The organism is Tsukamurella sp. 8F (assembly GCF_029167375.1).
In the GTDB taxonomy this organism is placed as follows: domain Bacteria; phylum Actinomycetota; class Actinomycetes; order Mycobacteriales; family Mycobacteriaceae; genus Tsukamurella.
Genome location: NZ_JARFTP010000008.1, coordinates 49974 through 70356 on the forward strand (window position 1 = coordinate 49974; position 20383 = coordinate 70356).

The window sequence follows — 20383 nt, forward strand, 5'->3', positions numbered from 1 at the left end:
CCCAGGCTAGCGATCAGCCGACGCGCCGCCGGATGCGGCTCCACACCAGGACCCACAAGACCACGGCCTGCGCCACCAGCGCGCCCATCGCGGTCAGCCACGCGCCGCGCGTGTGGTTCCACAGCGGGTCCAGGTCGACGATTCGCGCCTCGCCCGTTCGCGGGTCGTTGATCATGGTCACGTGCTGCAGGTCGATCGTCGAAGCCGCCCCCGCGAAGCCCCAGCGCGAGGGGAACAGCCACGACACCTGCTCGAGCACCACCCGGCCATGGAGCCCGAACAACCCGCCCGACATCACCAACTGGAGCATCACCACCACCACCAGCAGCGGCATCACCTGCTCGGGCGACCGCGCGAGCGCTGAGATCAGCAGACCCACCAGGACCGACACGCAGGCCGTCGCCGCGACCGCGACGAATATCTCGACCGTGGGGCTGGACACGACGTTGCCCTGGATGATGGGCTGCTTGATCCCGACCGCGACGATCGCCGTCATGACCGCGCTCTGCAGGACCGCCGCGACGAAGAAGACCAGCGTCTTGGCGGCGAGATAGGCCCCGGGCCGCAGCCCGACGGCCTTCTCCCGCAGGTAGATCACACGTTCACCGACCAGCTCACGGGCCGTGAGCGCGGCACCCATGAAGCACGCACCGATCACCATGAGCACCAGGATGATCGTCGGTCCGCCGCTGTCGTCGGTCGCCTCGATCTTCCGCAGCCCACTGGGCGACGGGACTATCAGCGTTATCGCGCCCAGCACGAACGGCAGCGCCACCAGGAACGCCAGATAGGCACGGTCGGCGAGGATCAACCTCGCCTGCCGCCGGGCGACCACGGACAGCTGGCGTATTCGCGACGCCCTCGGCGCCTTGACGGGTGGCGCCTCGGCACGGACCGCGGGCTGAGCCATCGTCGGTGGGTTGGCCGCGCGATACCGCTGCTCGGCCTCCTCGGGACGGCGGGCCACGAAGTCGAAGATCTCGGCCCAGTCCTTGGTGCCCATGGCCTTCCCGACACCGTCGGGCGCTCCGCAGTACGCGGTCCTGCCGCCCGGCGCAAGCAGCAACACCTGGTCGCACATGTCGAGGTGGGTCAGGGAGTGGGTGACGACGATGACCACGCGGCCGGCATCCGCGAGGCGGCGCAGCGTCTGCATGACCTGTCGGTCCAGCGCGGGGTCGAGGCCCGATGTCGGTTCGTCCAGGATCAACAGCGACGGGCCGGTGAGCAGCTCCATCGCGACGGAAGCGCGCTTACGCTGGCCGCCCGAGAGCTTGTCTATGCGGGTCTCGGCGTGCTCGGACAGCTGCAGCTCGGACAGCACACCGTCGATCACGCCGTCGCGGTCCTGCTTCGACATGTCCGGCGGCAGCCGGAGCTCGGCCGCGTACCGCAGCGCCTGGCGCACCGTGAGTCGCCGGTGCAGGACGTCGTCCTGCGGGACCATGCCGATGCGGGAGCGCAGGGCGTCGTAGTCGCGGTGCACGTCGCGACTCTCGAACTCGACGGTGCCGACGGTCGGGACGAGCTCGCCCGAGACGATCCGGCTCACCGTCGACTTACCCGCGCCCGACGGCCCGATCACCGCCGTGAGCGTGCCCGGTGCGGCATCGAGCTCCACGCCCCGCAGGAGGGTCTTGCCGCCGTCGACCGTGAGTCCCAACGTCCGGACCACGAGCCCGGCGCCCGCCAGCACGTGCGGCTGCGGGCGTTGCAGGGCACCGCCCTGCAGGACGAGGTCTGAGTTGCCCACAGTGACCACGTCGCCGTCGTGCAGCGGCGTCGGACCCGCGATGCGGCTGCCGTTGACCTGCGTACCGTTGGCCGAGCGCAAGTCCTCGAGGACCGGTCCCTGCGCCGTGGCCACCACGCGCGCATGCCGGCGGGAGACCAACATGTCGTCGATGACCAGGTCGTTGTCAGGCGTGCGGCCGATGGAGACCGCCTGGCCTGACACGGCCTGCGGGGCCGGGGCCGCGACGCGATACAGCCCGGTGTTGCCGGCCATGGCGCGCAGATGTGGCGGGAGGTCACCGACCGGCCGCGGATCGGGCACGGCCCCGGGGCCCGAGGGACCGGCGGCCGGGGCACCGGGCACGCGCTGCTGGGTGCTCGGCCGGGGCGCGGCCGGGCGGAAACCGCTCGATGCCTGCGCGGGTGGCGGCGCCGTCGGGGTGGACGGTGCGGGCGGCCGCTGCCCCGCGGGACGCAGCACCTGCGGCCGCGGCTGTCGGGTCTCGGTCCGCCTCGGCGGCTGCTGCGGAGGTCGGGGGGCCGGCTGGGCCGGCCGGGGCGGCGCGGTCACCGCCGCGCTCGGTGTGAGGGTGAGGGCCACTCCGGCCCTGGGGTCGCCGAGCTGGACCGTGATCGGCCCGCGGACGGCCACCGAGCCCTGCTGCGCCCCGTCGAGGAATATGCCGTTGGTGCTGCGATCGGTGAGCAGCCACGACTCGCCCGTGTGCGCGAGCACCGCGTGGCGGCGCGATACCAGCGGGTGATTGACCGTCAGGTCGTTGTCGGCCGTGCGGCCGATGGTCGCGGTCTTACCCGGGACCACCGTGAGTGTCTGGCCGCCCGCCGCGAGCGTGAGCGACTCCACCTGTGTGTTCATCGCCCTGAACTATATGTAGGCACGCCAGCGCCCGGCCTGCTTCGCACTTAACGAGCAGGCCGGGCGCGTGGCGGCTACAGGTACTGGCCGGTGCTGGTCTCGGTGTCGATCGCCCGCGACGCGGACGAGTTCTTGCCCGTCACCAGTGTCCGGATGTAGACGATGCGCTCGCCCTTCTTGCCCGAGATGCGGGCCCAGTCGTCCGGGTTGGTCGTGTTCGGCAGATCCTCGTTCTCGGCGAACTCGTCGACGATCGACTCGAACAGATGCGTCACCCGCATGCCTGCTTGGCCGGTGTCGAGGTGCGCCTTGATCGCAGCCTTCTTCGCGCGGTCCACCACGTTCTGGATCATCGCACCCGAGTTGAAGTCCTTGAAGTACATGACCTCCTTGTCGCCGTTCGCGTAGGTGACCTCCAGGAAGCGGTTCTCGTCGGTCTCGGCGTACATGCGGTCCACGACGCGTTCGATCATCGCCTTGACGCAGGCCTCGCGGTCCCCGCCGAACTCGGCGAGGTCCTCGGGGTGGATAGGCAGCGCGGACGTCAGGTATTTGCTGAAGATGTCCTGCGCGCCCTCGGCGTCCGGCCGCTCGATCTTGATCTTCACATCGAGGCGGCCGGGACGCAGGATCGCCGGATCGATCATGTCCTCGCGATTGGACGCGCCGATAACGATGACGTTCTCCAGACCCTCGACGCCGTCGATCTCGGACAGAAGCTGCGGCACGACGGTGGTCTCGACGTCGGAGCTGACACCCGAGCCACGAGTGCGGAAGATCGAGTCCATCTCGTCGAAGAAGACGATCACAGGTGTGCCCTCGGACGCCTTCTCGCGTGCCCGCTGGAAGATCAGGCGGATGTGCCGCTCGGTCTCGCCGACGAACTTGTTGAGCAGTTCGGGGCCTTTGATGTTGAGGAAGTAGGACTTCGCCTCGCGCGAGTCGTCCCCGCGCACCTCGGCGATCTTCTTCGCGAGCGAGTTGGCGACGGCCTTCGCGATCAGCGTCTTGCCGTTGCCGGGCGGCCCGTACAGGAGCACCCCCTTGGGCGGCCGCAGAGAGTAGTCCTTGAACAGGTCCTTGTGCAGGAACGGCAGTTCTACCGCATCGCGGATGAGCTCGATCTGCCGGCCCAGGCCGCCGATGTCGGAGTAGTCGACGTCCGGCACCTCCTCGAGGACGAGATCCTCGACCTCGGCCTTGGGGATGCGTTCGAACGCATACCCGGCCTTGGTGTCGACCAGCAGGGAGTCGCCGACGCGGAGCCGGCGACGGGTGCCGTCCTCATCGTCGGCGGCGTCGCGCTCCACCTCGACGAGCGGGGCCGCGAGGCGCACGACGCGCTCCTCGTCGGCGTGCCCGACGACCAGGGCGCGCTGCCCGTCGTCGAGCACCTCGCGCAGCACACAGATCTCGCCGACGGTCTCGAACAGGCCCGACTCGACGACGGTGAGTGCCTCGTTGAGACGCACGGTCTGGCCGATGCGCAGAGTCTCCGGCTCGACGTTCGGCGACAGCGTCAGCCGCATCTTGCGGCCCGAGGTGAACACGTCCACCGTCGCGTCCTCGTAGGTAGCCAGCAGTACGCCGTACCCCGACGGGGGCTGCCCGAGCCGGTCGACCTCCTCACGCAGAGCGATAAGCTGCGCGCGGGCGTCGCGGAGCGTCTCGAGCAGCTTCGCATTGCGGGTCGTCAGGGCCTCCACGCGCTCGCGCAGCTGCGCGTCGTTCGCCCCGGTGGCACCGTGGGATGCGGCGCGAGGCAACGGATTCGAACCGGCGGCGCCGGACGGCGCGGGGCGGTTCTCAGCGGGGTCAGTCATAGCGTGCTCCCTTCGAGCGGGGTATTACCACGCTACCGTCTCCGCTCACCCCTTGCTCGGACGCCGCCGGGGGCGTGGCGGCTCCGTACCGTCGGCGAGCCGACGCGTCGTCACGAGGAACGCCGTGTGACCTTGCATTCTGTGCTCCGGCCGGACGGCCAGGCCCACGACGTGCCATTCGCGTAACAGTGATTCCCACGTGCGGGGCTCGGTCCAGTTGGCCTGCTCGCGGATCGCCTCGACGACCTTGGACAGCTGCGTGACGGTCGCGACGTACACCACGAGCACACCACCCGGCACCAGCGCCTTGTTCACGGCCTCCAGGACATCCCACGGCGCCAGCATGTCCAGCACGATGCGGTCCACCTGCGGGCCGTCGTAGTCGGCGAGGTCCCCGATGCGCAGGTTCCAGTTCTCAGGGCGGCCGCCGAAGAACTCCTCGACGTTGCGGACCGCATGCTCCGCGTGGTCCTCGCGGATCTCCCACGATGTGACGTGACCGCTGGGCCCGACGGCACGCAGGAGCGAGCACGTGAGCGCACCGGAACCGGCCCCGGCCTCGAGCACCCGCGCCCCCGGGAAGACATCGCCCTCGGCGACGATCTGCGCCGCGTCCTTCGGGTAGATGACCTGGGCGCCGCGTGGCATCGACAGCACGTAGTCCGTGAGCAGTGGGCGCAGCGCGAGGTACGGCGTGCCGTTGACGGAGTTCACGACGCTGCCCTCGGGCGCCCCGATCAGGTCGTCGTGGCGGATACCGCCCTTGTGGGTGTGGAACTCCCGGCCGGCCTCCAGGTGAACCGTGAACTTCCGCCCCTTGGCATCGGTGAGCTGCACCCTGTCCCCGACCACGAACGGTCCGCTGTCTGCCATGGTGAACAAGGGTGCCAGCAACCCTGGTGTGACGGCGATCCGGCCCGTGCGATAGGTGTTTACACCATGGACGCGTTCTTCCATCCCGGCCCCGACGTCGACGTCGACGGGGCCCGGTACGAGGTGTTCGAGCCGACCCGTCTGACCGCGAGCGTGTGGGCCGACACGATGCAGCACGGCGCGCCGCCCGCGGCCCTCATGGTGCGTGCCCTCGAGCGCGCATGTGCGCCGGGGCTGCAGATCTCGCGCGTGACGATCGAGTTGCTCGGCGTAGTGCCCATCACGCAGTCGCGGGTACGCGCATGGGTCTCACGTCCGGGGCGTGCCATCTCACTGTTCACCGCGGAAGTCGAGTGCGCGGACCGGAGCGGGGAGTTCCGGCCGGTCGCGCGGGCTCACGCGTGGGCCCTGTCCACATCGGACACCGCAGCGTTCGTTCGCGACGTCGTCCCTGCGCTGCCCGCCGACGGCGACGCGCCGGCCCCTGCCTTCTTCGAGGCCGTGCGCGAAGCCGGCTTCCTGGGAGCCTGCGAATGGCGGTTCGTGCCGCCCGCGGTAGAGGATGGAGTCGAGGGCGCGCGACACTGCTGGGTGCGGGCCCGTGTCCCCCTCGTGGCGGGCGAGGAGCCGACCGACCTGGTGCGTGTCTTCTCGGTCATCGATGCCGCGAACGGCATCTCGGCTCGGATGGATCCGACGCGTGTGACCTGGATGAACATGGACATGACCGTGCACCTGCACCGTGCTCCGCGGCTCTCGGCCGGCTGGGTCGGGATCGCCGCGGATCAGCAGATCGGTCCTGAAGGGCTGGGCGCCACGGCATCCGAGATATACGACGCAGACGGCCACTTCGCACGCGGTTCGCAGACCCTGCTGGTCGCGGCGCGCTGACTCCTGCGCCCGCGCGCGGACGTCAGAATCGACAGCTACGGATGTCGGACATCAGGATCGCCTTCGCGCCGATATCCGCGAGTTCGTCCATCATCGTGTTCGCGTCCTTCCGCGGGACGAGGACGCGGACCGCTACCCACGCCTGGTCGGCCATGGGTGACACCGTCGGGGACTCGAGCCCGGGCGTGACCTGGACCGCCCGGTCGAGGATCTCCTTCGGGCAGTCGTAGTCCAGCAGCACGTACTGCCGTCCGAACACGACGCCCTGCAGCCGTGCCGTGAGCTGGTCGCGCGCCCGGTCCGTCGCCGAACCGGCGGCCTCGATGAGCACGCCCTCCGAACCGATCAGCGGCTCGCCGAACGGCACCAGATTGTTCTGGCGCAGCGAGCGACCGGATTCGACGACGTCCGCGATGAGGTCCGCCACGCCCAGCTGGATCGAGATCTCGACCGCGCCGTCGAGGCGGATGACGTCGGCGGCGAAACCCCGGCGATCGAGGTCGGCCCGTACCAGGTTCGGGTACGACGTGGCGATGCGCTTGCCGTCCAGATCGCCCACGGTCCACTCGGTGCCCGCGGGGCCCGCGTACCGGAAGGTCGAGCGGCCGAAGCCGAGCGCGAGACGTTCCGTGAACTCGGCACCGGAGTCGAGGGCGAGATCACGCCCGGTGATGCCGAGATCCAGCTCCCCGGACGCGACGTAGAGCGCGATGTCCTTGGGGCGCAGGAAGAAGAACTCGACCTCGTTGGCGTTGTCCAGGACGGTCAGGTCCTTGGAATCCGTACGCCGGCGGTAGCCGGCCTCGGACAGGATCGTGGCGGCGGCCTCGGAGAGGGCGCCCTTGTTGGGTACTGCGACGCGCAGCATGTGTGGTCTCTTTCCGCTGGTTCGTCGGGGCTGTACGCGGTGCGGCCTGAAAGCCGCTACAGATGCGCGTACACGTCGTCGAGAGTGAGCCCTCGCTTGACCATCATCACCTGCAGCCAATACAGCAGTTGGGACATCTCCTCGGCGAGCTCGGCGTCGCTCTGATGCTCGGCGGCGATCCAGACCTCGCCGGCCTCTTCGATGACCTTCTTACCCAGGAAGTGGACGCCGCGATCGAGTGCCTCCACCGTCCCGCTCCCGGCGGGGCGCGTCCGGGCCTTCTCCGCAAGCTCGGCGAACAGCGTCTCCATGGTCTTCACGGTCGGCCATTCTCCCATGCCCCGGCGGGACGACCGGAACAGGCCTCAATACAGTAGAGCGAGTGGACACGGACCTGGATGCGGACGGCGACGCCGGATCCGCCGACGGTCCGGACACCGTCCCGTTCAAGGTTCGCAAGGGCACCGGGCCATACCGATTCGTGCGCGGTGCGGTCGGCGCGCGCATGCGCCTCGTCAGTGCCCTGCGGGATCCGGACCGCTTCATCCAGGAGAGCCTCGACGAGCTGCACGAGCGGCACCCCTTCCTCGCGTGGCTGTGGAGCCTGCTCCACCTGGACTTCGCCGGGCTGTTCGTGGGCGGTGTGTTCCTGGAGCTGTCGTTCACGGTGTCGCTGCTCCCCCGTGGCTGGTTCTTCCAGGGGTTCATCGCCGGTATCAACGCCGTCATCGGTTACGGCGTGGGTGCGTTCGCGAAGTGGCTCATCACCGATCTGCTGGTGCGCGGGCACCCGATCCGGACGCGCCCCCGGCTGGCGCGGCTGATCCCGTTCCTGCGCGCGGCGATCGTCCTGATCAACCTCGCGGGCGTCGCGATCATGCTCGTGATCTCCCGGCGGTGGCAGGCCGATATGCGAGCGCTGATGGGACAGCCGGCAGAACACGGCTACTGGTGGCTGCTGATCCCCGCCATCGCCTTTGTCACGTCGGTCCTGCTGATCTCGGTGTTCCGCGCGCTGCGCGACCTCGCACGGCTCCTGGCGAAAGAGGGCAACAGGTACCTGCGCATCCCGCCCGCCGCCGCCCGGATACTCGGCGCATGCCTCGTGGTGCTGCTCGTGATCCTGGTGTTCGACGGGGTCGTGTTCCGTGCCTTCCGCACCGTCGCCAACTCCATCGCTTCGACGAGCAACGACGCCACCCGTGCCGGGATGCGGCAGCCGATGGAGTTCGAACGCTCGGGCTCCCCCGACTCGGCTGCGAGCTGGTCCGGGCTCGGCTACGAGGGACGCAACTTCGTGGCCGGCGGTCTCCGCAAGGCGGATATCGAACGGTTCACGGACCACCCCGTGACCGAACCGGTGCGGGTGTACGTCGGGCTCGAGAACGCGTCGACGCCCGAGCAGCGCAAGGCGATCATGCTCAGGGAGTTGCAGCGGACGGGCGCTCTGGACCGCAAGTACCTCGTCGTCATCCCCACCACCGGCAGTGGTTGGGTCAACCCGACCGCTGCGCGCGCTCTCGAGCTGATGTACGACGGCGATGTGGCACTCGTGGCCGCGCAGTACTCCTACCTGCCCAGCTGGATCTCGTTCGTCACCGACGGGCAGCTGTCGCTGGAGGCCGGGAAGAGGCTCATCGACACCGTCCACACCGCAGTCGACGCACGCCCGCAGGCTCAGCGCCCCAAGCTCCTCGTCATGGGCGAGTCGCTCGGAACGCGCGCCGGCGAGGGCGCGTTCGATTCCCTCGCGCAGATACGCGAGGAGGTCGACGGCGTCGTCTGGATCGGGCCGCCCGCCGCGAACCCCATCCACGGGGCGCTCACCCAGCGCCGCGATCTCGGCACGCCCGAGGTGCTGCCGACCTACTCCGACGGGCTGGTGGTGCGGTTCACCGACGGGGTCAAGCCGCTGACGGGCGGCCCCGAGTGGCTCGAGCCGCGCATAGTCTATGTGCAGCATGCGTCGGATCCCGTGGTCTGGTGGAGTCCCGATCTTCTCCTGCGTGAACCGGATTGGTTGCGCGAGCCGCCCGGCAGAGATCGCTCGCGGGCGATGGCGTGGTACCCGTTCGTCACGTTCTGGCAGGTGTCTGCGGATCTCGCGAACGCCGCGGGCGTGCCCGACGGCCACGGCCACAACTACGGCACCGCGGTCGTCGATGCGTTCGCCGCCGTGATGCCGCCCGCCGGGTGGACGCCCGCAGACACCGAGCGCGTGCGTGTGGCCACGATGGCCAGCGCCGCGCTCGACGGAGCCGAGAAGTAGCGTGCTGCGGAGTGCCTCCGCACGAAGCGGTTCACGAACACGCCGCGGTCAGGTGCCGAACCGCTGACTACCGACCACGGCGAGCAATGCGAGCTTCTCCGCTGCCTCGGTGTTCGGTGCCGCGGTCAGCACGAGTAGAGCCTGCGACTGGTCCTCGGTGAAGAGCACCTGACAGTCCACCTCGATCGCGCCGATCTCCGGGTGCAACAGCACCTTGTGATCCTCGAATCGGACCGCGACCTCGTGCCGGTCCCACAACTCGCGGAACTCGGCGCTGCGGTGCCGGAGATCGGCCACGATCTCACCTGCGGTCGAACGCGGGCCGAGGCGGCCATAGGCGGCGCGCAGGTTGGCGACCAGGGCGCGGCTCTGCCTGGCGTGATCGTCTGCGGGGTAGCTCCGGCGCGCTGTGGCCGGATCGGCGAACCAGCGGTGGATGTCGCTGCGGGCCAGTCCTGTTCGTCCGCTCGTATCACCGAACAGCGCACGGGCGGGCTCGTTCTGTTGAAGTGTCTCGCCGATATCCGACAGGATCAGAGCCGGTGTGTCGGAGAGCCGGTCGAGGACACGCAGCAGCGCAGGCGACACGTGCCCCGAGCCCCCGGATCGGTCCGGCGCGCTGTGGCCTGCGACCCGGTACAGATAGTCGCGCTCGTCCGCGGTCAGGCGCAGAGCCCGGGCCAGCGCATCGAGCACCTGCGTCGACGGTTGCGGGCCACGCCGCTGCTCGAGCCGGGACAGGTAGTCGGTGGACATCCCGGCGAGCATCGCGACCTCCTCGCGGCGCAGCCCGGGCGTGCGGCGGCGAGCACCCTCGGGCAGGCCGACGTCGTAGGGTGTCAGGGCCTCACGACGTCTGCGCAGGAAGTCGGCGAGTACGGATCGGTCCACGAGTTCCATCATGCCGGGGTCCGGCGACCGCCAGCCAGGGACCCGCGGTCCCTGGAGATCCGCTCTCTGGTCGGTCCACCTCGTCGCCGCCAGGCTGGGATCATGCAGATAAACGGAAACACCGTCTTCATCCCCGGCGCGACGAGCGGCATCGGGCTCGCGCTCGCGCTCCGCCTGCGCGCGGCAGGCAACACCGTCGTCGTCGGTGGCCGCAGGCAGGCGCTACTCGACGAGATCGCAGCTACGCACGGTATAGAGGGCGTGCGTATCGACACGGCCGACGCGGACAGCATCGCGGACGCGTCGGCCGAGATCCTGCGCCGCTTCCCCGACCTGAACGTCCTCGTGACGATGGCCGGCGTGATGCGCGCCGAGGACTGGCACACGGCCGGATTCCTCGCCGACGCCGAGGCGCAGGTCGTCACCAACCTGCTGGGACCGATCCGTCTGATCGCGGCGTTCACCGCGCATCTGCAGGCCCGCCCCGATGCGACGATCGTGACGGTGTCGTCGGGTCTCGCCTTCGCGCCGCTGCGCGTCACTCCCACCTACAACGCCACCAAGGCCGCGATCCACATGCTGTCGGAGACACTGCGGCTGCAACTCGCGGACACATCGGTGCGCGTACTCGAACTCGAACCCCCGGCCGTCCGCACGGCGCTCATGCCCGGGCAGGAGGAGAGCGAGTTCGCGATGCCGCTCGACGACTTCGCCGACGAGGTCATCGAGATCCTGCGTACGCAGCCGGAGGCGACCGAGATCCAGGTCGAGAACGTCAAGTTCCTGCGTTACGGAGAGGCGCGCGGCGACTACTCGCAGGTCGTGTCGACCCTCAACGAGCTGGACCCGCACGGACACTGAACACGGCCACTCGGCGCGGTCAGCGCAGGTCGAAGATCGCCGTTGCGTGCGGGGCGAGTTCGGCGCCCACCCATGCGGACGGCTCACGGGAGGTTCCACTCCAGAGATCGGTCACCGCCGGCGGCGGACCCGACCAGCCCAGCGACGACGGCGTGGCGCCCACACGGGCGGGGTGGTCCGAGTCGTTGACGAAGGCCACGGCCATTCGCCCGCCGGACAGCCGCCGGACCCATGCATCGCCCACGAGATGTGCGGGCGCCGATGCGTCCTGGTCGAGCGCGATGAGCGCGCGGTCGGCCAGCAGATTCCGCACCGCGCTCGGCATGCGTGTGAGGTCATTGCCGGCGATGAGCGGTGAGCCGAGCATCGACCACATCGCCACCTGCGTGCGGGCCTCGTCGTCGCTCACTCCGGGCAGCCCGGCGACCAGCATGTCGAGGTCGCCGGTCGCGCCGGTCGCGCCGGGCGCGGAGGCCTGATCGATGGCCTCCGCGATCCCCTGGTTCCCGAGCGGTCCCGTCCCCACTCGCCAGGCGGGCACGACGTCGTTGGTGACGCGCACCTGATTCGCCACACCGGACCACACGCCGTCCCGACCGGGAACCGCGTCGGCCACATGGCTGTTGGGGTTGATGGCGTACTCGACGGGGCGTCCCGTGTCACCGAGGGCGTCCCGCATCGTCGTGAACGCGATGATCTGTTGCTGCGGGTCGGCTGCGGCGGAGCACCAGTCGTACTTGAGGTAGTCGACGCCCCACGCGGCGAAGGTCTTCGCGTCCTGGGTCTCGTGCCCCGCGCTGCCCGTCGCCCCGGGGTATGTTCCCGCCAGCTGCGCGCACGTGCGGGCGCCCGGCGACTCGTACAGCCCGAACCGCAGCCCGCGCGCGTGCAGGTACGCGCCGAGCGCGGCCATGCCGGAGGGGAACCGGGACGGGTCCGCACGGAGCGATCCGTCGGGGGCTCGCGTGGGGGCGAACCAGCAGTCGTCGACGGTGACGGTGCGGTAGCCCGCGCCGGCGAGCCCGCTGGACACCAGGGCGTCCGCCTGTCGCTCGACGTCGCGTTCGGTGATGTTGCAGCCGAACGCGTTCCAGCTGTTCCACCCCATGGCCGGGCGCGAGGCGGCGGCGGGAAGTACGCCGGGCGGGTAGCTCAGCGGTAGGTGCGCGCCGGAGGCCGGCACGCCCACCAGCGCCACCGCGGTCGCGGCGGCTGTGGTGAGGCGCGTCCGGTTCACCGTTACGTGGGTACCGGTCGACTCTGTACGGCCGCTGTCAAACGAGCCGCAGATCGGCTACGGCCAGGCCCGCGAGGGTCGTGCGGTGCCGGGCTTCGGTGCCCGGCACCACCGGCTCGGGTCCGACGGTGACCACCGTGCAGCCCGCCGCGAGTGCAGCGCGTGAGCCGGTCGGCGAGTCCTCGAATGCGAGCGCCCTCCCGGGCTCGGCATCGGCGAGTTCGGCGCCCAGCAGGTAGGGGTCCGGCGCGGGCTTGGCCGCAGGCACTTCGTCGCCACACACCGTCGCAGCGAAGCGGTCCCGCCCGAGGGTCCCGAGCGCGTGCTCGGTGATGTCGCGGACGGTGTTGGTCACGAGCACCATCGGGATGTCCAGCCCAGCAACCAGCTCGAGGGCGTCGCGTGCGCCGTCCATCCATGGGATGCCGTCCTCGAACAGCTCGATAACGCGTCCGGACAGCCAGGCGTCCCGCGCTGCGAGGTCCGCCGGCGAAGGTTCGACGTTCCCGGCGGCGGCGAAGATCTTCCGCAGTGCGTCGCCGGTCGCGTTCCCCAGCGTGGAGAGACGCAGCTCCGGTGTCATCTCGGCACCGAGATCCGCTGCGAGTTCCTCGACCGCGATGTCCCAGAGCTTCTCGGAGTCCAGCAGCGTACCGTCCATGTCCCACAGGACGGCGTCGGGCATATTGCTCATGCGTTGCACAGTATCCCGGCTCACGGGCGAACCCGAATTCGCCGACGCCCGCCTCGAAGGGCTAGGTTATCCTGCCCTCAGTAATGCGCCGACCAAAGGAGTCCCGATCATGCACACCGGTTCGTGTGGAACGCTCGACACCCCGACCACCCGGCGCACTCTGTTCCACGGCGCGGGACTGGTGGGTTTGGCGGCCATCGCTGCGGCGTGCGGCTCGCGCGACGCGCAGGCGCCGAACTCGGGCGGGCGTACGGTCGAGCACCTGCGCGGGGTGACGCGCGTGCCGGACGATCCGCAGCGCATCGTGACGGTGGGGTACAGCGATCAGGATCCGGTCCTCGCGCTGGGCGGGAAGGTCGTAGGCGTGACGGACTGGTACGGCGACTATCGCTACGCCACGTGGCCCTGGGCGCAGAAGGCGCTCGGGGACCAGAAGCCCGAGGTTCTGAACAAGGGGCAGTTCACCGGAACTCCGGACTACCGGTACGAGGAGATCGCGGCGCTCCGCCCCGATCTGATTCTCGGCCTGTACACCTCGATGAGCCAGGACCAGTACGACCGCCTGTCCCAGATAGCGCCGACCGTCGGACCGCCGAAGGGGTACAGGTCTTTCACCGTGCCGTGGGACGTCGCGACCCGCACGACCGGTGACGCCATCGGACGCAGCGATGAGGCGCGTCGGCAGATCGCGTCCGTCGAGGATCGAATCGGGCAGGCGAAGTCGGCGCATCCCGAGTTCCACGGGCGCACAGCGGTCGTCGTCGAACGCTTCCAGCAGGGATCCGTGTGGGTCCGCGCCCAGGGGGACCCGCGCTCGCGGCTCCTCTCCGGGTTGGGGTTCACCGTGCCCGACCTGGCCGCGCGCATCGCGAAAGGCAACGACGGCGCTGCGCTGGCCGAGGAGAAGATGGGAATCCTCGATCAGGACGTCCTCGTGTGGAACGTCGGGTCCCAGCCGTCGCGGCAGGGCGAGATCGAGGCGCTCCCGATCTACCACACCCTCCCCGCCGTCCAGCGGGGTCGCTCGGTCTTCATCTCCGATCCGCTCGTGTCGGCGGCATGGACGTGGGGCACCGTCCTGAGCCTCCCCACCGCCGTCGACGGGCTCACGAACAAGCTCGCACCAGCCCTGAGAGGCTAGGTGTCCGGCCCTACGTGTTGAAGTACTTGGCCTCGGGGTGCGTGAGGACGAAGGCGTCGGTGGACTGTTCGGGGTGCAGCTGCAGTTCCTCGGAGAGTTCGACGCCGATCCGGTCGGGCTGTAGCAGATCGACCATCTTGGCGCGATCCTCGAGGGTGGGGCAGGCGCCGTACCCGAAGCTGTAGCGGGCGCCGAGATACTTCAGGTCGAAATAGTCGGTGACCGCGTTGGGGTCGGCGTCGGCTACGACGCGTCCGCCGGGCAGTGTCAGCTCCTCGCGGACGCGGCGGTGCCAGTACTCGGCGAGCGCCTCGGTGAGCTGCACGCCGAGGCCGTGCACCTCGAGGTAGTCGCGGTACGCGTTCGCGGCGAACAGCTCGTTCGCCAGATCGGCGATCGGCTGCCCCATGGTGACGAGCTGGAACGGCAGGACGTCGACCTCGCCGCGTCGCTGCGCGGTCCGGCGGTCTCGGATGAAGTCGGCGATGCACAGGAACCGCCCGCGCTGCTGCCGCGGGAACTCGAACGAATGCCGCACGGGCGCGTCGGGTTCCGGCGACTCGAGGACGTCGACGACGGGCCCGTGGCTGACCGCCGGGAAGTACCCGTACACCACCGCGGCGGAGTCCAGGATCTGCTCGGCCTTCAGCCTGTCGAGCCAGTACCGCAGCCGCGGGCGGCCCTCGGTCTCGACGAGTTCCTCGTACGTGGGCCCCTCGCCCTTTCGAGCACCACGCAGCCCCCACTGCCCCAGGAACAGGGCGCGCTCGTCGAGGAGCTGGGAGAAATCGGCCACGGGGATGCCCCGGACGATGCGCGTGCCCCAGAACGGCGGCGTGGCCACGTCGAAATCGACTGCCACGTCGGAGCGTTCGGGAATCACCGCAGGGGCGGCCTCCGCCTTGCGCTTCTCCGCGATCCGCTTGCTGCGCGCGTGCCGCTCCCTGCGCTCGCGGACCTTCTCCGCGGCCGCGATCGCCTCCGGGCTGTCCGGGTCGGGCCCCTCGCCGCGCTTGACGGCCATGATCTCGTCCATCAGCCGAAGTCCCTCGAACGCGTCCCTGGCGTAGGAGACATCGCCGGCATAGATCTCGGACAGGTCGTCCTCGACGTAGCCGCGGGTGAGCGCCGCGCCGCCGAGCAACACGGGATACTTCTCCCCCAGGCCGCGGGAGTTGAGCTCCTCGAGGTTCTCCTTCATCACCACTGTCGACTTCACCAGCAGACCGCTCATGCCGATGACGTCGGCGCGCTTGTCCTCGGCGGCGTCGACGATCGCGGCGATCGGCTGCTTGATGCCGATGTTGACGACCTCATAGCCGTTGTTGGACAGGATGATGTCGACGAGGTTCTTGCCGATGTCGTGCACATCGCCCTTCACGGTGGCGAGCACGATCCGGCCCTTGCCGGCCCTGCCGTCACCCGAGTCGTCGGCCTTCTCCATATGCGGCTCGAGATACGCGACCGCGGTCTTCATCACCTCGGCGGACTGCAGCACGAACGGCAACTGCATCTGACCCGACCCGAACAGTTCGCCGACCGTCTTCATGCCGGCCAGCAGCGTGTCGTTGATGATCTTCAGCGGCGGCACCGTCGTCATAGCCTCGTCGAGGTCCGCCTCTAGACCGTCCCGTTCGCCGTCGACGATGCGCCGCTCGAGCCGCTCGAACAGCGGTAGCTTCGCCAGCTCCTGTTGCCGCGTCTCACGCGCGGACGCCGCGGACACGCCCTCGAACAGGGACATAAGCTTCTGCAGCGGGTCGTAGTCGGCGTCGTCTCCGGTGCCGCCCTCCACGCCCCGCCGGTTGTACACCAGGTCCAGGGCGGTCTCGCGCTGCTCGTCCGGGATCCGGCTCATCGGCAGGATCTTCGACGCATGCAGAATCGCCGAGTCCAGCCCCGCCTCGGTCAACTCGTGCAGGAACACCGAGTTGAGCACCTGCCGCGCAGCAGGATTCAGGCCGAACGACACATTGGACAACCCGACGGTGAAGTGCATGCCCGGGTACGCCTCGTGCAGCCGCCGCACCGCATCGATGGTCTCCACGGCGTCGCGTCGCACCTCCTCCTGGCCGGTGGAGATCGGGAACACCAGCGGATCGATGATGATGTCCTCCAGCGACAGCCCCCAGTTCCCGGTCAGATCCGCGATGAGCCGGTCCGCGATCCGGACCTTGCCGTCCGCGGTCCGGGCCTGGCCCTCCTCGTCGATTGTCAGGCCGACAACCGCAGCGCCGTGCGCGGACACCAACTCCATGATCTTGGTGAACCGCGACTCCGGCCCGTCACCGTCCTCGTAGTTGACCGAGTTCACCGCGCACCGACCGCCCAGATGCTCGAGACCCGCCTGGATGACCGCGGGCTCGGTCGAGTCGATCATGATCGGCAGCGTCGACGCCGTCGCCAGCCGCGACGCCAGCTCCGTCATATCGACCGCGCCGTCACGGCCCACGTAGTCCACGTTCAGGTCCAGCATGTGTGCACCGTCGCGGGTCTGGTCCTTAGCGATGTCCAGGCACTGCTGCCACTCGCCGGCGATCATCGCGTCACGGAACTTCTTCGAGCCGTTGGAGTTCGTGCGCTCGCCGATCATCAGAATCGAGCTGTCCTGCGCGAACGGCACCGTCGTGTACAGCGAGCTGATCGAGCTCTCGGCCTGCGGTGCGCGCGCCGCAGGCACCAGGCCGCGCACCGCCTCAGACACCTGCCGGATGTGCTCGGGCGTGGTGCCGCAGCAGCCACCAACCAGCGTCAGGCCGTAGTCCGTGACGAATCGCGACAGCGCCTCCGCCAACTCGGGCGCCGTCAGCGGGTACTCGGCACCGTTCGCGCCCAGCACCGGCAGCCCGGCGTTCGGCATCACCGACACGGGCACCGGCGCGTGCTGCGACAGATACCGCAGGTGCTCGCTCATCTCCGCAGGCCCGGTCGCGCAATTCAACCCCACCATGTCGATGCCGAGGTTCTCGAGCGCCGTCAACGCCGCACCGATCTCGGAGCCCAGCAGCATCGTCCCGGTCGTCTCCACCGTCACATGCGTGATGATCGGGATCCGCCGCCCCGACCGCTCCATCGCCGCGTGGCAGGCCAGCACGGCCGCCTTCGTCTGCAGAATGTCCTGACACGTCTCGACCAGGAACGCATCCGCGCCGCCGTCCAGCATGCCTAGCGCCGCCTCCGCGTATGCGTCACGGATCACCCGGAACGAGGTGTGCCCCAGCGTCGGCAACTTGGTACCCGGCCCCATCGACCCCAGGACGAACCGCGGCACGCCGTCGGCGTCCGTACCGAACTCGTCGGCGACACGGCGCGCGATCGCCGTACCCTTCTCCGCCAGCTCCCGATTCCGGTCGGCGATGTCGTAATCCCCGAGGTTGCTCAGGTTGCAGCCGAACGTATTGGTCTCGACCGCATCCGCACCCACCTCGAAGTACGCACGGTGGATCGTCTCCAACACGTCAGGACGCGTGTCGTTGAGGATCTCGTTGCACCCCTCGAGGCCGCGGAAGTCGTCCAGAGACAGATCCGCAGCCTGCAGCATGGTGCCCATGGCCCCGTCTCCGATCAGAACACGGCGTTTCGCCGCCTCCAGGAACTTCGACTGCAGCGGCTGCTGATGGGTTCGGGTCATGGGACCAGGGTAATCCGCGTCGCCAAATCGAATTTCGGACCCGGGCCTCCGGGCGCGCCGGCGGGCGTGTCGGACCGTACGCTGGGAGGGTGACGTCCTTCCCGCGGCTGGAGAAGCCGATCCTGATCGCGGCCTTCGAGGGCTGGAACGACGCCGGCGATGCCGCCAGCGGCGCCGTCGAACATCTGGAACTGCTGTGGGACGCCGAGATGCTCACCGAGATCGATTCGGACGACTTCTACGACTTCCAGGTCAACCGCCCGCTGATCAAGCAGATCGACGGCGTGACGCGTGCGATCGAATGGCCCGCCACCACGGTCTCCGTGTGCCGCCCCAAGGGCGCGGAACGCGACGTGGTGCTGCTGCGCGGTATCGAACCCAACTTCCGCTGGCGCGCGTACTGCGATCAGCTGATGGAGATCTTCCGGGAGCTGCGGATCGACACCGTGGTGATCCTGGGCGCGCTGCTGGCCGACACGCCGCACTCTCGCCCCGTGCCGGTGACGGGCGCGGGTTACGACGAGGAGTCGGCCAAGCGGTTCGGGCTGGAGCAGAACCGCTACGAGGGCCCCACGGGCATCACGGGGGTGCTCCAGGACGTGTGTGTACGCGCCGGATTCCCGGCGATCTCGTTCTGGGCGGCCGTTCCGCATTACGTCTCGCAGCCGCCCAATCCGAAGGCGACGATGGCGCTACTGCGGCGCGTCGAGGAGGTGTTGGATCTGTCGATCCCGGTGGGCGAGCTGACGCAGCGAGCGCAGGAGTGGGAGGAGGCCATCTCGGAGATGACCGCCGATGACGAGGACATCGCCGAATACGTCCGGGGGCTGGAGCAGCGCGGGGACGCGGCAACCGAGATGAAGAACGCGGCTCAGGAGATCGACGGCGACGCGATCGCCGCCGAGTTCGAGAAGTACCTCCGCCGTCGCGGGCCGGGCTCGGGTCCCTGACTCAGCCGATGCGCTCGATGCTGACGACCGGCGTGGTGATGCGCCAGGTGCGCACGTCGGGATCGTCGGCGGCGCGGACCCAGAACTGCGCGGACTCTCCGACCCGGCACGCCTTGATGCCGAGGAGCGGGATGTCCTCGGAGTCCCGACGGAGCTGACTGATCCCCCACTTGTCGTCGTCCCGGTCGCTGCCGATGCCGGGCGCGCGCATCAGCGTCATCTCCGAGAGGTCGAGCACGTAGGTGGACGTGCGGGTCTGAACGGTCCACACGCCCTCGGTGAGCTCGGGCGTCAGTTCGAGCACAGTCTTCACAGCCGATGAATATAGCGGTGTACGTACGCCACCCGGGCGATCCACCCGCGATTCGCCGGTCACGAAACGGCAACGCCCAACAGTGCGTCGACGGCGCGCCCCACCGCCGCCGGCGCCGCGTCGTCCGGTCCGCCGCGGGTCACGGCCTGTTCCGCCCACGCGTCGAGGGCGGTAAGGGCGCGGGGTGTGTCGAGGTCGTCGGAGAGATGTCGGCGCACATTCGCGATCACCTCTTCGCCGTTCGGGCCCGACGGGGCGGCGAACGCCCGGCGCCACAGATCCAGCCGCGCCTGCGCCCGCGACAGCACCTCGTCCGTCCACGCCCGGTCGTCGCGGTAGTGGCCCGCGTAGAGGGCTAGCCGAATGGCCGCCGGGTCGACACCGGCCTGCCGCAGCTTGGACACGAGCACCAGGTTGCCGCGGCTCTTGGACATCTTCTCGCCGTCCAGGCCGATCATCGCGGCGTGCACGTAGTGCCGGGCGAATCGGCGCTCTCCGGTGGCCGCCTCCGCGTGTGCCGACGAGAACTCGTGATGCGGGAAGATCAGGTCGCTGCCACCGCCCTGGATATCGATGGTGTCGCCGAGCCGGTTCATGGCGATCGCCGCGCACTCGACGTGCCAGCCGGGGCGGCCCGGACCGTGCGGCGACGGCCACGCGGGCTCACCGTCGCGCTCGGCGCGCCACACGAGAGCATCGATGCGGTCGTGTTTGCCGGGCCGGTCGGGGTCCCCACCGCGCTCGGCGAAGAATCGCTCCATGGTCGGCCGGTCATAGCCGGACTCATAGCCGAACTGCGGCGTCGCATCCGCACGGTGGTAGACGTCGGGGTACTCGGGATCGTCGACGACGTAGGCCGCGCCCTGCTCGAGCAGGCGACCGACCAGCTTGGACACCTCGTCGATGGACTCGACGGCACCGACGTACTCGCGCGGCGGAAGAACCCGGAGCGCGGCCATGTCGGTGCGGAACAGCTCGATCTCCCGGTCCCCCAGGTCGCGCCAGTCGATGCCGTCGCGCGCGGCGCGCTCGAACAGCGGATCGTCGACGTCGGTGATGTTCTGCACGTAGTGCACATCGTGCCCATTGTCCCGCAGTACCCGATTGACCAGGTCGAATGTCAGATACGTAGCGGCGTGGCCCAGGTGCGTCGCGTCGTACGGGGTGATCCCGCAGACGTACATCGTCGCGATCGGACCCGGAGCGACCGGGCGCACGACGGCATCGGACGTGTCGTACAGGCGCAGCGGGACCCCGCTACCGGGGATGGACGGGACATCTACGCCGGACCACGATCGCATGTCCCCCACTGTATTCGTCGGCGGCGAGC

The 20383-nt window shown here is 69.3% G+C and carries 16 protein-coding genes; 5 read left to right on the top strand and 11 right to left on the bottom strand.

Translation table 11 applies throughout. The features are described from left to right. Window positions 1-13 precede the first annotated feature (13 nt). The 3 genes from P0W64_RS08510 to P0W64_RS08520 form a co-directional block, all read right to left on the bottom strand. The gene (locus P0W64_RS08510; protein WP_275479652.1) at window positions 14-2611 is read right to left on the bottom strand and encodes an FHA domain-containing protein; all 2598 of its coding nucleotides are present in this window, start codon (window positions 2609-2611) and stop codon (window positions 14-16) included. 74 nt (window positions 2612-2685) lie between these two features. Then, window positions 2686-4434, bottom strand: a complete 1749-nt coding sequence (gene arc / locus P0W64_RS08515) for a proteasome ATPase (protein WP_275479653.1) — start codon at window positions 4432-4434, stop codon at window positions 2686-2688. Between the two features lie 45 nt (window positions 4435-4479). Continuing rightward, window positions 4480-5307 carry a tRNA (adenine-N1)-methyltransferase gene (locus P0W64_RS08520; RefSeq protein ID WP_275479654.1) on the bottom strand — a complete coding sequence of 276 codons (828 nt, stop codon included), beginning with the start codon at window positions 5305-5307 and terminating at the stop codon, window positions 4480-4482. Window positions 5308-5373: 66 nt separating this feature from the next. On the opposite strand from P0W64_RS08520, the gene P0W64_RS08525 reads away from it, so the two are divergent. Then, window positions 5374-6198, top strand: coding sequence for a thioesterase family protein (locus P0W64_RS08525; RefSeq protein ID WP_275479655.1), 825 nt, complete (start codon window positions 5374-5376; stop codon window positions 6196-6198). Between the two features lie 22 nt (window positions 6199-6220). Here the strand turns inward: P0W64_RS08525 and hisG are convergent, their stop codons facing one another. Continuing rightward, window positions 6221-7066, bottom strand: coding sequence for an ATP phosphoribosyltransferase (hisG, locus tag P0W64_RS08530; RefSeq protein ID WP_275479656.1), 846 nt, complete (start codon window positions 7064-7066; stop codon window positions 6221-6223). Between the two features lie 56 nt (window positions 7067-7122). Then, the gene (locus P0W64_RS08535) at window positions 7123-7386 is read right to left on the bottom strand and encodes a phosphoribosyl-ATP diphosphatase (RefSeq protein ID WP_275479657.1); all 264 of its coding nucleotides are present in this window, start codon (window positions 7384-7386) and stop codon (window positions 7123-7125) included. A gap of 62 nt (window positions 7387-7448) precedes the next feature. Between P0W64_RS08535 and P0W64_RS08540 the strand changes: the two genes are divergently transcribed. Beyond that, the gene (locus P0W64_RS08540; protein WP_275479658.1) at window positions 7449-9335 is read left to right on the top strand and encodes an alpha/beta hydrolase; all 1887 of its coding nucleotides are present in this window, start codon (window positions 7449-7451) and stop codon (window positions 9333-9335) included. A 48-nt stretch (window positions 9336-9383) separates the two neighbouring features. Here P0W64_RS08540 and P0W64_RS08545 read toward each other — a convergent pair whose 3' ends face one another. Then, entirely contained in the window at window positions 9384-10226 is an 843-nt protein-coding gene (locus P0W64_RS08545) for a helix-turn-helix transcriptional regulator (RefSeq protein ID WP_275479659.1), read from the bottom strand. Between the two features lie 102 nt (window positions 10227-10328). Here P0W64_RS08545 and P0W64_RS08550 point away from each other — a divergent pair, with 102 nt between their 5' ends. Next, complete coding sequence (locus P0W64_RS08550) at window positions 10329-11087, top strand: SDR family NAD(P)-dependent oxidoreductase (protein WP_275479660.1); 759 nt, start codon at window positions 10329-10331, stop codon at window positions 11085-11087. Window positions 11088-11106: 19 nt separating this feature from the next. Here the strand turns inward: P0W64_RS08550 and P0W64_RS08555 are convergent, their stop codons facing one another. Further along, on the bottom strand, window positions 11107-12324 hold the full coding sequence (locus tag P0W64_RS08555) for a glycoside hydrolase family 27 protein (RefSeq protein ID WP_275479661.1): 1218 nt from the start codon (window positions 12322-12324) through the stop codon (window positions 11107-11109). 37 nt (window positions 12325-12361) lie between these two features. Beyond that, on the bottom strand, window positions 12362-13018 hold the full coding sequence (locus P0W64_RS08560) for an HAD family phosphatase (protein WP_275479662.1): 657 nt from the start codon (window positions 13016-13018) through the stop codon (window positions 12362-12364). A gap of 109 nt (window positions 13019-13127) precedes the next feature. Between P0W64_RS08560 and P0W64_RS08565 the strand changes: the two genes are divergently transcribed. Beyond that, window positions 13128-14159, top strand: coding sequence for an iron-siderophore ABC transporter substrate-binding protein (locus P0W64_RS08565; protein WP_275479663.1), 1032 nt, complete (start codon window positions 13128-13130; stop codon window positions 14157-14159). Between the two features lie 10 nt (window positions 14160-14169). Here the strand turns inward: P0W64_RS08565 and metH are convergent, their stop codons facing one another. After that, the gene (gene metH, locus P0W64_RS08570) at window positions 14170-17790 is read right to left on the bottom strand and encodes a methionine synthase (protein WP_275479664.1); all 3621 of its coding nucleotides are present in this window, start codon (window positions 17788-17790) and stop codon (window positions 14170-14172) included. Window positions 17791-17879: 89 nt separating this feature from the next. Between metH and P0W64_RS08575 the strand changes: the two genes are divergently transcribed. Next, the gene (locus P0W64_RS08575) at window positions 17880-18740 is read left to right on the top strand and encodes a PAC2 family protein (RefSeq protein WP_275479665.1); all 861 of its coding nucleotides are present in this window, start codon (window positions 17880-17882) and stop codon (window positions 18738-18740) included. A 1-nt stretch (window position 18741) separates the two neighbouring features. Here the strand turns inward: P0W64_RS08575 and P0W64_RS08580 are convergent, their stop codons facing one another. Together P0W64_RS08580 and mshC are read right to left on the bottom strand one after the other, a co-directional pair. Continuing rightward, window positions 18742-19053, bottom strand: coding sequence for a hypothetical protein (locus P0W64_RS08580; RefSeq protein WP_275479666.1), 312 nt, complete (start codon window positions 19051-19053; stop codon window positions 18742-18744). 59 nt (window positions 19054-19112) lie between these two features. Next, a complete protein-coding gene (gene mshC / locus P0W64_RS08585; RefSeq protein WP_275479667.1) occupies window positions 19113-20354 on the bottom strand; it encodes a cysteine--1-D-myo-inosityl 2-amino-2-deoxy-alpha-D-glucopyranoside ligase in 1242 nt (413 codons plus the stop codon). Window positions 20355-20383 lie beyond the last annotated feature (29 nt).